Annotated in this window: 11 protein-coding genes; 8 read left to right on the top strand and 3 right to left on the bottom strand. The window is 72.4% G+C overall.

Annotated features, from left to right (window positions below):
• Positions 1–78: 78 nt before the first annotated feature.
• Positions 79–630, bottom strand: coding sequence for a Uma2 family endonuclease (locus GA0074704_RS27040; RefSeq protein WP_088974018.1), 552 nt, complete (start codon positions 628–630; stop codon positions 79–81).
• 207 nt (positions 631–837) lie between these two features.
• Here GA0074704_RS27040 and GA0074704_RS27035 point away from each other — a divergent pair, with 207 nt between their 5' ends.
• From GA0074704_RS27035 to GA0074704_RS27015, 5 genes are all read left to right on the top strand, one after another.
• Positions 838–1,935 carry an ABC transporter ATP-binding protein gene (locus tag GA0074704_RS27035; protein WP_088973081.1) on the top strand — a complete coding sequence of 366 codons (1,098 nt, stop codon included), beginning with the start codon at positions 838–840 and terminating at the stop codon, positions 1,933–1,935.
• A gap of 55 nt (positions 1,936–1,990) precedes the next feature.
• A complete protein-coding gene (locus tag GA0074704_RS27030) occupies positions 1,991–3,085 on the top strand; it encodes an ABC transporter ATP-binding protein (RefSeq protein WP_231926695.1) in 1,095 nt (364 codons plus the stop codon).
• Positions 3,082–4,086 carry an ABC transporter permease gene (locus GA0074704_RS27025; protein ID WP_088973080.1) on the top strand — a complete coding sequence of 335 codons (1,005 nt, stop codon included), beginning with the start codon at positions 3,082–3,084 and terminating at the stop codon, positions 4,084–4,086. Before GA0074704_RS27030 ends, GA0074704_RS27025 begins: the two co-directional genes overlap by 4 nt.
• A 9-nt stretch (positions 4,087–4,095) precedes the next feature.
• A complete protein-coding gene (locus GA0074704_RS27020; protein ID WP_088973079.1) occupies positions 4,096–5,082 on the top strand; it encodes an ABC transporter permease in 987 nt (328 codons plus the stop codon).
• Positions 5,083–5,216: 134 nt separating this feature from the next.
• On the top strand, positions 5,217–6,959 hold the full coding sequence (locus tag GA0074704_RS27015) for an ABC transporter substrate-binding protein (protein WP_088973078.1): 1,743 nt from the start codon (positions 5,217–5,219) through the stop codon (positions 6,957–6,959).
• Positions 6,960–6,998: 39 nt separating this feature from the next.
• Here the strand turns inward: GA0074704_RS27015 and GA0074704_RS27010 are convergent, their stop codons facing one another.
• The gene (locus GA0074704_RS27010) at positions 6,999–9,143 is read right to left on the bottom strand and encodes a S9 family peptidase (RefSeq protein ID WP_088973077.1); all 2,145 of its coding nucleotides are present in this window, start codon (positions 9,141–9,143) and stop codon (positions 6,999–7,001) included.
• An 86-nt stretch (positions 9,144–9,229) separates the two neighbouring features.
• On the opposite strand from GA0074704_RS27010, the gene mshB reads away from it, so the two are divergent.
• From mshB to GA0074704_RS26995, 3 genes are all read left to right on the top strand, one after another.
• Positions 9,230–10,153, top strand: coding sequence for an N-acetyl-1-D-myo-inositol-2-amino-2-deoxy-alpha-D-glucopyranoside deacetylase (mshB, locus tag GA0074704_RS27005; RefSeq protein ID WP_172880813.1), 924 nt, complete (start codon positions 9,230–9,232; stop codon positions 10,151–10,153).
• The gene (locus GA0074704_RS27000; protein WP_377471925.1) at positions 10,150–10,653 is read left to right on the top strand and encodes a hypothetical protein; all 504 of its coding nucleotides are present in this window, start codon (positions 10,150–10,152) and stop codon (positions 10,651–10,653) included. The genes mshB and GA0074704_RS27000 overlap by 4 nt, the downstream gene beginning before the upstream one ends.
• 82 nt (positions 10,654–10,735) lie before the next feature.
• Positions 10,736–11,200, top strand: a complete 465-nt coding sequence (locus GA0074704_RS26995; RefSeq protein WP_088973075.1) for a hypothetical protein — start codon at positions 10,736–10,738, stop codon at positions 11,198–11,200.
• 29 nt (positions 11,201–11,229) lie between these two features.
• On the opposite strand, the gene GA0074704_RS26990 is transcribed toward GA0074704_RS26995, so the two are convergent.
• Positions 11,230–12,192, bottom strand: coding sequence for a GNAT family N-acetyltransferase (locus GA0074704_RS26990; RefSeq protein ID WP_088973074.1), 963 nt, complete (start codon positions 12,190–12,192; stop codon positions 11,230–11,232).
• Positions 12,193–12,205 lie beyond the last annotated feature (13 nt).

The raw sequence follows: 12,205 nt of genomic DNA, 5'->3' as shown, positions 1-12,205 counted from the left end.
GCACGTCCGCGCTGCATCGATGATTCGCTCGCTGGCGCTCGCTCATGGACCGACCCTAGGCGAGCCCACCGACATCCGTCAGGGCAGCAACTCCTCCGGCCGGATCGTCACCTTCACTGGCTCGGTCAGCTCCAGGATCTCGCCGACCCTGGTCACCGAGTGTTCGTGGTACTGGCCGTCCTTGCAGCGGTAGAGGTGCAGAGCGCCGTTGTCCTGCTCGATCAGCAGGTACCACTCGATACCCGCGGCGGCGTAGTAGTGCATCTTCAGCACCTTGTCGGTGGCCGAGTTGCTCGGGGAGAGGATCTCGCAGACCAGCCGCACGTCGCCGGCCTCGATGTTGAGTTCGTCGAAGTCGATCGGCCCGGTGACGACGAGATCCGGGATGGGGATCCGGCCGGGCTTGAGCCGCACGTTCACCCCTTCGAGTACGTGCAGTCCGGCCTCACGGGCCGGCGTGCGCAGCACTGATCGCAGCTCGCCGGAGATGTTCTGGTGGCGTGGGGTGGGGGCAGGGGTCACGTGCAGGCTCCCGTCGAAGAGTTCGACGCGTTGCGGCGTCTCGCCGAGGGCGAGGTACTCCTCTTCGGTCCACGGGCCGTCATGGCTGTCGAACACCGCCGCGGTCATGGTCACCCCTCACCTCGTGTGCCGGGAGATTCTCCGATGGTCACCGCGACCATGGTCGCACCTCGCGTGCGATGCCGGAGCCGAGTGCGGGGTGCGGGGACGTTGTCGAGTCGTTACGCTCAGCCCTGCTGACACCACCTGCCGTGTAGCTTATTTTCACCTTCGGCTCATTGTTGTAGGTTCCCTACAACCCCGAGGGAGGCGGTCGTGGACAGTCCGGAACCGGCGCGGTCGGACGACCGCCCCGAGCCGTCGGCGCGGCGCGCGGCGGAGGAGCCCTATCTGCGCGTACGCGACCTGCGGGTCCACTTCGACACCACCGACGGCGTGGTCCGCGCGGTCGACGGGATCTCGTTCGGCGTGGACCGGGGCCGCACCCTCGGCATCGTCGGCGAGTCCGGCTCCGGCAAGAGCGTCACCTCGCTCGCCGTCCTCGGCCTGCACGACCCGCGCCGCGGCACCGTCACCGGCGAGATCACCCTCGGTGGCCGCCAGCTGGTCGGCCTGCCGGAGGAGGAGGTACGCAAGCTGCGCGGCCGCGACGTGGCGATGATCTTCCAGGACCCGCTCTCGGCGCTGCACCCGTACTACACGGTGGGTCGACAGATCGCCGAGGCGTACCGGGTGCACCACCCGCGCGCCGGCAAACGGGAGGCCCGCAACCGGGCGGTCGACATGCTCGGGCGGGTCGGCATCCCGCAGCCGGCCCGCCGCTTCGACCAGTACCCGCACGAGTTCTCCGGCGGGATGCGGCAACGGGCCATGATCGCCATGGCCCTGGTCAACGACCCGGCCCTGCTGATCGCCGACGAGCCGACCACCGCGCTGGACGTGACCGTGCAGGCGCAGATCCTCGACCTGCTCGCCGACCTCCAGGCCGAGTTCCACTCGGCGATCATCCTGATCACCCACGACCTCGGCGTGGTCGCCCAGGTCGCCGACGAGGTGCTCGTCATGTACGGCGGCCGGGCGGTCGAGCACGGCAGCGTGGAGCAGGTGCTGCGGCGCCCGCAGCACCCGTACACCTGGGGGTTGCTCTCCAGCGTGCCCTCGTTGCACGGCGACGCGGAGGCGGACCTGCTGCCCATCCCCGGCAACCCGCCGTCGCTGATCAACCTGCCCCCGGGCTGTGCCTTCCACCCCCGCTGCCGGTACGCCGGCCGCAACGGTGACCGGTCGCGCACCGAGGTCCCGGCGCTGGGCCCGGCGGGGGAGCCGGGACACCTGGTCGCCTGCCACCTGCCCGCCGAGGAGCGGGACCGCCTCTACCGGTCCGACGTCGCCCAGGTGGGGGTCGCTCGGTGAGCGCGAGGAACGCAGCGCAGCGGAGTCCCGCAGTCGCGAACGAAGGTGGGCACAGATGAGTACCGAGCCGCTGCTGCGGGTTCGCGGGCTGAGCAAGCACTTCCCGGTCCGGGACGGGTTCCGGACGACGGGCCTGGTGCGGGCGGTCGACGGCCTGGACTTCGACGTCCGGCCGGGGGAGACCCTGGGCCTCGTCGGCGAGTCCGGCTGCGGCAAGACCACCACCGGGCGGATGCTGGTCCGCCTGCTGGAGCCCACCGCGGGGACGATCGAGTTCGCCGGGCGGGACATCACCCACGCCGGGCGCCGCGAGCTGCGCCCGCTGCGGCAGGACCTCCAGATCATCTTCCAGGACCCGTACGCCTCGCTGAACCCCCGGCACACCGTCGGCCGGATCGTCGCCATGCCGTTGCAGGTCAACGGGATCGACCCGCCGGGTGGCGTCAAGCGCCGGGTGCAGGAGCTGCTGGAGCTGGTCGGGCTGAACCCGGAGCACTACAACCGCTACCCGCACGAGTTCTCCGGCGGTCAGCGGCAGCGGATCGGCATCGCCCGCGCCCTGGCGCTGCGGCCGAAGCTGATCGTCGCCGACGAGCCGGTCTCCGCCCTGGACGTGTCGATCCAGGCGCAGGTGGTGAACCTGCTGCGCGACCTGCAACGCGAGCTGGACCTGGCGTTCGTCTTCATCGCCCACGACCTCGCCGTGGTCCGGCACTTCTGCCAGCGGGTCGCCGTGATGTACCTGGGCCGGATCGTCGAGATCGGCGACCGGGCGGACATCTACGAGCGGCCGCAACACCCGTACACCCGGGCCCTGCTGTCGGCGATCCCGGACGTGACCGCGCTCGGTCCGGCCGGGCGGATCCGGCTCACCGGCGACGTGCCGACCCCGCTGGACCCGCCGTCCGGCTGCCGGTTCCGGACCCGCTGCTGGAAGGCGACGGAGCGCTGCGCCACCGAGGAACCGGCGCTGGTCCCGCGCGACGGCGGCCGGCAGGCGACCGCCTGCCACTACCCGGAGAGCGGCCCGGCGGCGGCACAGCCGGAGAACGGTCCGGCGGCGGCACAGCCGGAGAACGGTCCACCGGCGGCCCGGCGGGAAAGTGACCCCGCGCCGGTGGGCGGCGGCGTCGAGGAGGTGGCGGAGTGAGCCTGTCCCCCGTGGAGGGTGTGGCGCTGGCCGAGGTCGAGTCGACCGGCGACGGCTCGGCCCCGGCGAAGCGGTTCGTCGGCCGGTCACCCGGCCAGCTCGCCTGGGCGAGACTCAAGCGCGACCGGACCGCCCTGGTCAGCGGCGCGATGCTGGTCTTCTTCGTGCTGGTCGCGCTGGCCGTCCCGCTGATCCAGGCGGTGTACGGGGTGGGGCCGAAGGAGCAGTTCCAGGGCCGGCTGGACGGCTTCGGCATGCCGCTGGGCTATGCCGGCGGGATCACCGGCGAGCACTGGTTCGGGCTGGAGCCCGGGCTGGGCCGGGACATCTTCATCCGGATGGTGCACGGCCTGCGTACGTCGCTGTTCATCGCGTTCGCCGCCGCGGTGATCACCGCCGCGATCGGGGTGGCGCTGGGCACCCTCGCCGGCTACCTCGGCGGCTGGGTCGACGCGGTGATCAACTGGATCACCGACCTGACCCTGGCCATGCCCTTCCTGATCATCGCGCTGGCGCTGACCCCGACCATCGCGCTGCGCTTCTACGGCCAGCGCGAGGCGGTGCCGGCGTACTTCCAGATCAGCGTGCTGATCGGGATCTTCGCCCTGTTCGGCTGGACGAGCACCGCCCGCCTGGTCCGCGGCCAGGTCATCGCGCTGCGCGAGCGGGAGTTCGTGGACGCCGCGCGGGCCAGCGGGGCCGGGCTGGGCCACATGCTCTTCCGCCAGCTGCTGCCGAACGTCTGGGCGCCGATCCTGGTCTCGTTCTCGCTGGCCGTGCCGCAGTACATCACCAGCGAGGCGGCGCTGTCGTTCATCGGGGTCGGGTTGACCGACGCCACGCCCAGCTTCGGCCGGATGATCTACCGCAGCCTGGACTACCTGCAGACCGACCCGGCGTACGTCTTCTTCCCCGGCATCACGATCTTCGCGCTCGTGCTCGCCTTCAACCTCTTCGGCGACGCGCTGCGCGACGCGCTCGACCCGAAGTCGTCCAGGTAGGGGGCCACCATGGCGCGTTTCCTCATCCGCCGGCTGCTCTCGGCGGCGCTCACCCTCTTCGCGGTCAGCGTGCTCAGCTTCCTGATGTTCTTCGCCCTGCCGCGCGACCCGGTCACCGGCATGTGCCCGAAGAACTGCAACCCGGAACGCCTGGAGCGGGTCCGCCAGGAGTTGGGCCTGAACGATCCGCTGATCGCCCAGTACGCCGGCTACATGAAGGGCATCGTCACCGGGCGGGACCTGGGCAGCGCCCAGGGCGGTCGGTGCGACGCCCCCTGCCTCGGCTGGTCGTACGTCTCGAACGAGGCGGTCACCGACTCGATCGCCCGGGTGCTGCCGGTGACGTTGAGCATCGTCGTGCCCGCGGCGATCCTCTGGCTGCTGCTCGGGGTGGGGCTGGGCATGGTCTCCGCGCTGCGCCGCGGCACCTGGTTGGACCGGGCCGCCATCGGCTTCTCGCTGACCGGCGCGTCGCTGCAGCTCTACTTCGTCGGCGCGGTGCTGCTGATCGTCTTCGTCTACAACCTGCGGTTGCTGCCGGTGCCGAGCTACACGTCCCTGCTGGACGATCCCCTGCGGTGGGCCAGCGGGCTGGTGCTGGCCTGGGTGGCGCTGGCCTTCCTCTTCTCCGCCATCTACGCGCGGCTGTCCCGGGCGCAGATGCTGGAGACGCTCTCCGAGGACTTCGTCCGGACCGCCCGGGCCAAGGGTCTGGCCAAACCCCAGGTGTACGGCCGGCACGCGCTGCGCGCGGCGATCACGCCGGTGGTGACCATCGCCGGGCTCGACGTGGGCGGGGCGCTGGGCGGGACGGTGATCACCGAGACCACCTTCGGGTTGAACGGGATGGGCCGGCTGGCCGTGGACGCGGTCCGCTCCGGCGACCTGCCGACCATCATGGCCACGGTGCTGATCGCGGCGATCTTCGTGGTGCTGGCCAACATGGTGGTGGACCTGCTCTACGCCGCGATCGACCCGCGGGTCCGCCTGCGCTGACGCTCTACGGTGGCCACCGTGGGCCGCGACGGAATTTATCGACAACTGTTACACAACTTGTAGGTTTTCTTCTTTACGATCCTCGGGACGTCGGCGGAACACCCCCGCCGGCAACGGGGTGGAGGAGGTAGGAGATGCGACCACGCGCAGCGGCCGCCGCAGGCGGCGCCATCGCACTGGTTGTGGCGCTCGGCGCCTGTTCGGAGAACACCGGCGAAGGCACCACGGTGGACGCCACCCGGCAGCAGACCGGGGTGATCGCGACCGACCCGAAGGACTCCCAGGGGCCGGCCGCCGAGGTGGAGGGCGCCACCAAGGGCGGCACGTTCACCATCATCCGGGAGACCCCCATCTCCCACCTGGACCCCCAGCGGACGTACTCGTTCGCCGGCCTGATGGCCAGCCCGCTCTTCGCCCGCTACCTGACCACCTGGAAGGACGACGGCAAGGGTGGCCTGGTCCTGGTGGGCGACCTGGCCGAGACGCCGGGCAAGAACGTCAACAACGACTGCAAGGTCTGGGAATTCACCATCAAGGACGGGGTGAAGTTCGAGGACGGCAGCCCGATCACCTCGAAGGAGATCGCGTACGGCATCGCCCGCTCCTTCGACCCCGACCTCACCAGCGGCCCCACCTACATCCAGGAGTGGCTGGCCGACACCGCGCAGTTCGACACCAAGTGGGACTTCAAGAAGAACAAGACGTCGCTGCCGCCCGGCCTGACCACCCCGGACGCCAAGACGCTGCGCTTCGAGTTCGCCAAGCCCCGCTGCGACCTGCCCTTCGCGGTCTCGCTGCCGACCACCGCCCCGCTGAAGCCGGAGCAGGACACCGGGGTCAACCTGGACCAGAAGCCGTTCTCCTCCGGGCCTTACAAGATCCTGAAGAACCAGGCGGGCGTCCAGATCACCCTGGACCGCAACCCGAACTGGGACCCGAAGACCGACCCGGTACGCCACCAGTACCCGGACCAGTTCGTCTGGACCTTCGGCCCGACCGCCGACGCGGCGGTCAACCGGGTGATCGCCGACAACGGCGCCGACCAGAGCGCGCTGGCCTGGAACTACGTGCCCGCCTCGCTGGTCGCCAAGGTCGCCGGTGACCAGGCGCTGAAGTCGCGGACCATCCTGTCCCCGACGCCGAGCGCCAACCAGCTCGTGATCAACAACCAGCGGGTCAAGGACCTCAAGGTCCGCCAGGCACTGAACTACGCGATCGACCGGGAGGGCCTGATCAAGGCGCTCGGCGGGCAGACCGTGGCCCAGCCGATGACCACCCTGATGCCGCCGTCCACCATCGGCTACCAGGCGTACGACGCGTACCCTGCCGGCGCCACCGGCAACCCGGAGAAGGCCAAGGAGCTGCTCGGTGGGCAGACCCCCGAGCTGGTGCTCGGCGTCGCCGACAACACCAACGAGCAGCAGATCGCCGTTCAGCTCAAGGGCAACCTGGAGCGCGCCGGCTTCAAGATCACCGTGCGCAACATTCCGGACGACGCGAAGCTCGACGAGGTCAAGAAGAAGGACAACCCCTGGGACCTCTACATCGGTAACTGGGCGGCCGACTGGCCGAGCGGCGCGTCGATCCTGCCGGTGCTCTACGACGGCCGGACCATCAAGCCCGAGGGCAACAGCAACAGCGCGTTCTTCAACGACGACGCGATCAACGCCGAGATGGACCGCATCCTGGCACTGCCCCCGGCCGAGCAGGGCCCGGAGTGGGGCAAGCTCGACGAGCGGATCATGAAGGAGTTCGCGCCGGTGGTGCCGCTCTACGTCGACGTGGCGTACGCGGTGCACGGTTCCAAGGTCGGCGGCGTCTTCATCTCCTCCGTCTTCGGCTACCCGTCGTTCGTCAACGCGTACGTCAAGCAGTGACCGTCTGACTGTGAGGGGCCCGGTCGACGACCGGGCCCCTCACAGCACGGCGCGCAGGAAGTCCAGCTCCAGCCTCAGCAGGCGCTCGGCGGTGCCCCCGGCGGCCATGTGGGTGGCGCCGGTCAGCGGCAGCACCGAGTGCGGCCGGCCGGCGGCCAGCAGCGCCGCCGAGAGCCGCAGCGTGTGCGCGGCCACCACGTTGTCGTCGACCAGCCCGTGCACCAGCAGCATCGGGCGGGCCTGCTCCGGGTCGCGGACCGGCTCGGCGGCCAGCTCCACCAGCGAATGGTGGGCGTAGACGTCCATCCCGTCGTCCGGCAGGCCCAGATAGCGCTCGGTGTACGCGGTGTCGTACAACGCCCAGTCGGTCACCGGCGCCCCCACGATCGCCGCCCGGAACAGCTCCGGGTGACGCAGCACCGCCAGCCCGGCCAGCCAGCCCCCGAACGACCAGCCCCGCACCGCCACCCGGCCCAGGTCCAGGTCGGGATGCTTCTCGGCGAGAGCGGCCAGCGCGTCCATCTGGTCGGTGAGCACCACGTCGGCCACCCGCCGGTGGATCGCCTTCTCGAACGACGGGGACACCCCGGGGGTGCCCCGGTTGTCGATCGTCACCACCGCGAAGCCGGAGTCGGCCCACCACTGCCGCTCCAGCCACGCCGCCCGCGCGGCCACCACCTCCTGGTGGCCGGGGCCGCCGTACACGTCCAGCAGCACCGGCAGCCGCCGGCCGGTCACGTGGTTGTCCGGGTAGAGCACCGCGGCTGGCAGCCGCCGGTCGGTCACCCGCTCCAGCAGCGGCAGCGGCGCGTACGGCGGGGTGGCGGCCAGCGACCGCAGCTCGGCCACCTCCTGCTCGCCCCGGTACACCGTCCAGCGGGTCCCCGGGTGGTCCAGCGAGGCGAACCCCACCACCAGCACGTCCCCGCCGACCGCGGCGGTGTGCCAGCCCGCGTCCGTGGTCAGCCGGCGGGCGTCCACCCCACCGCCGATCGCGGTCCGCACCCGGAACAGGTGCCGCTCGCTCGGCTCGCCGTCGCTCGCCTCCACCAGCAGGTCCGCCGGGCCGCCCGCGCCCGAGGGCAGCCGCCCCACCACCCGGCGCACGTAGAGCGAGGGCGGGGTGAGCAGGGTGCCGTCGGCGAAGAGGCAGCGGGCGTCGTACCCGTCGTGGGCCAGCTCCCCGCCCACCAGCACCCGACCGTCCGGCAGGTGCGCCGGGGTGCCCGGGATCGGCTCCACCCAGCGCGGGTCGGCCAGCTCGGCGTGCACCTGCGTCTCCCCGGTACGCGGGTCCACCGCCAGCACCAGGCCGTGCTGCTGGGAGCGACGCAGCACGGTGATCAGCGGCCCGCCGTCCGCCCAGTCCACCGAGGTCAGGTACGGGTAGGTCTCCCGGTCCCAGTGCACGTCGACCCAGCCGTCGTCCAGGTCGAGCAGGTGCAGGCTGACCTCGGCGTTCGCCCCGCCAGCCGCCGGGTACGGCAGCGTCGTCGGCGGACCGGCCGGGTCGGCCGGGTCGTGCAGGTGCCAGCGGGGCAGCCGGGAGTCGTCGACCCGGGCCGCCAGCACCGAGCGCCCGTCCGGCGCCCACCAGTAGCCCCGGAACCGGCCGAACTCCTCGGCGGCGATGTGCTCGGCCAGGCCCCAGGTGACCCCGGAGTCCTCCCCGGCGAGCAGGGTGTCCGTGCCGTCGGACCCGACCACCCGCAGCTGGCCGCGGCGTACCCCCTCGGCGGCGTCGGTGACGTAGGCCAGCCGTTCGCCGGTCGGGTCGGGCCGGGGGTCGATCACCGGGCCGACGGTGGCCACCTCGATCACGTCGCCGTGCACCAGGTCGGCCCGGAACACCCGCCCGGCCAGCGCGAAAACCGCCACCCGGCCGGCCGCGTCCAGGGCGTACGAGCCGATGCCGGCCGCGCTCAGCCGCTGCCGCTCACGCAACGCCCGTTCACCGGGGGAGAGGGCGGCCGGGTCGGCGTCCGCGCCGAGCAGCGCCGCCGGATCGGCGACCACCCGTTCCTCGCCGGCGGCCACGTCGTAGAGCCAGAGGGCGTCGGCGGGATCCTCGGGGCCGTCCGAGCGGAGGAACACCACCCGGGAGCCGTCCTCGGCGACGGTGACGGCGCGCGGCGCCCCGAGGCTGAACCGACGGGTACGGGCGGCCAGCTCGGGAAAGTCCACAACCCGGATCGTAGAGCCGCGCCCGGCGTGATGTGGCCGACCTGGGCGGACACGTCAGCCCGTCTGGAGGCGGACCGCCGGTTAGAGTGACGGTCGTGACGACGCTGCCCGACCGCCGCCTGTTGCTGGTCCACGCGCACCCCGACGACGAGTCCATCGGCACCGGTTCGACGATGGCCCACTACGCCGCCGACGGCGCCCACGTCACCCTGGTCACCTGCACCCTCGGCGAGGAGGGCGAGATCCACGTGCCGGCGCTGGCGCAGCTCGCCGCTGCCGAGGCCGACCAGCTCGGCGGCTACCGGATCGCCGAGCTGGCCGCCGCCTGCGCCGCGCTCGGCGTCGCCGACCACCGCTTCCTCGGCGGCGCCGGCCGCTACCGCGACTCCGGCATGATGGGCATGGCCACCAACGAGCACCCCCGGGCCTTCTGGCGGGCCGACCTCGACGAGGCCGCAGGGCTGCTGGTCGAGGTGATCCGCGAGGTCCGCCCGCAGGTCCTGATCACGTACGACCCGAACGGCTTCTACGGTCACCCGGACCACATCCAGGCGCACCGGGTGGCGATGCGGGCCGTCGAGCTGGCCGCCGCCGAGGGGATCGCCCCCGCCAAGGTCTACTGGACGGCGATGCCGCGCAGCGTCCTCGAGGCCGGCCTCAGCCACTTCACCGAGTCGTCGGACAATCCCTTCGCGGGCATCGACCACGCCGACGAGCTGCCCTTCGGCACGCCGGACCCGGAGATCGCCGCCCGGATCGACGCCACCGACCAGCACGCCGCCAAGGAGGCGGCGATGCGGGCGCACGCCACCCAGATCCCGGCCAACTCGTGGCTCTACTCGATCGCCGGGAACTTCGGCGCGGAGTTCATGGGGGTGGAGTACTTCACCCTGGCGGTCGGCGAGAAGGGACCGGGCGGCGGCCCGTACGGCTGGGAGGACGACCTCTTCGCCGGCCTCGCGCCGGACGGCGCCGACCGGTCCCCGGCCGTGGCGGTCGGCTCCCGGTGACCGTGCCCATCGCGCCGATGTCGGTCCTGCCGGAGCAGACCACCCCGCCGCCGCCCGGCCGGTCGGGGCGGCTGCTCGACGTGGTGCTGCGGGTGGCCGGCGGCGGGGTGGCGCTGGTCGCCGGCGCGCTGGCCGGGGTGCTGGAGCTGATCCTGGTGGTGGCGGCCTGGGAGTTCGTCAAGGGTCGGTCCACCTCGGCCGGGGAGCTCCTGGTGGGCCTGGCGTTCGGCGTGGCCGGGCTCGGCCTGGTGGTCGCGGCGACGGTGGCGGTGAGCTGGTTCGCGCACGCCGCCGTCGGCACCCGCTGGGCGGCCCTGCTGCCCGCGCTGCCGTGGTTCGTGCTGATCGCGGTGGCCGCCGTCCGGACCCGGGAGGGTGACCTCCTGCTCGGCGGGGACAACGTCCTCGGCCTGGGGATGATCCTCGCCGGGGCGGTGACCTTCGCGGTGATGATCTTCCGCCAGTTGCTCGCCCCCGCCGCCGCCGTGTCCCGCGGGTGATGACGACACCCGGGTACGGGTGGTACATATTCCTGCCAGAAGGCCCACCGACCCCGGTGGGCGGTACGGCGGGAGAGGTGCGATGAGGGATCGGTGGCGCGCGATCGGCGCCCTCGCGGCGGCACTGTTCGCGGTCAACGTGCTGGCTCGACTGGTCATCAGGTTCGCCTTCGAGGGCGACGACAAGGCCGCGGACCGGGTCTCGCTGGTGATGTTCGTGGTGATCGGCCTGATCCTGGCCGTGGTGGCCTTCCGGCAGGGCGCCACCCGTCCGCTGGCCCGTTGGTCCGCCGACGTGGCCGCCGCGGTGGGCGTGGCGTTGGCCCTGACCGTGCTGGTCGGTCCGCTGCTGGTCGGCAACAACCCGTTCGGCGGCGGCGCCGGGCTCTTCTTCGCCCAGATCTGGCTCTACCTGGCCGCCGCGTTCGCCGGGGTCGCCATCGGCTACCTCCTGCTGACCGCCCTCGGCCGGGACCACCGCTCCCAGCTGCTCAAGCGCTACGCGGAGATCAAGTCCGCCAAGCCCCGCAAGGTCGTCCGCCGCTGATCTCCGCGCTTCGGCCCGCCGGGCCCCGGTCAGGCGGGCGGGGCGACCCGGGTCAGGTAGGTGTGGTGGGTGTGGAAGCCCAGCTTCCGGTAGAGGCCCACGGCCGCGGTGTTGCGCTGCTCGACCTGGAGGAAGGCGTCCGTCGCGCCGGTTGCGGCACCCCAGGCGACCAGCTCACGGACCACCCGGTCGGCCAGTCCCCGTCGGCGTGCCCCGGGGACCACCTCGATCAGGCTCAGCCCCAGCCAGCGGCCCCCGCCGGTGACCGTGCCGCGCCCCATGGCGACCAGCGCGCCGTCGGCGTACACGTGGGCGAAGCGGACCTGGTCCACGGCGGTGAGCACGTGCCGCGCGGCCTCCGGGAGGCCGCCCTTGCGCCCGGCGGCGACGGCCAGCCACTCCGGGGACGGCACCGTGGCGAGCTCCACCGGAGGACGATCGGCCGACGCCGGCGGGGCCGGCGGCAGCGCGGCCAGCGGCACGGTCTGCACCAGCACCGGCGGCCGGGTGCCCCAGCCTCGGGCGTCGAGCTCCGCGCCGACCGGGGCGGCCAGCGGCAGCGGGGTGTTCACCATCGCCGGCTGGCCGAGGTCGGCGTACCAGCGTTCGATGGCGTCCACCGCGGCCGGCAGCGGCCGGTCCGGGTCGCCGATCGGCAGCGCCGAGTTTGCCCGACCGCTCCACCCGGCGGCGCCGCGCAGCAGCCAGTCACCGAGCCGGCCGCGGACCGCGGCGGGCCACGCCTCGTCGGCGGCGACCTCCAGCGCCACCACGGAGGCGGCGGTCGGCCGGGCGGTGGGCGGCACCCGCTTGGCGCGGTGCACCTGGGCCAGCGGAACGGTCAGCCGGCCCTGCCGGGTGGCCAGGGTGATCTGGGTCTCGGTCAGCTCGACCAGCTCACCGAGAGCGTCCGAGAACTGCGGCCGGCCTTCGCGAATCCCCACAATCCGCCGGACCACGATCCGGTGTCCCACATCCTGCTGTCGGAGCACGATCGACCTCCTC

The sequence above is a fragment of the Micromonospora siamensis genome (genome assembly GCF_900090305.1).
Classification (GTDB): Bacteria; Actinomycetota; Actinomycetes; order Mycobacteriales; family Micromonosporaceae; genus Micromonospora; species Micromonospora siamensis.
The sequence above is the reverse complement of the archived record's forward strand: the minus strand, read 5'-3'. Positions and strand labels throughout refer to the sequence as shown.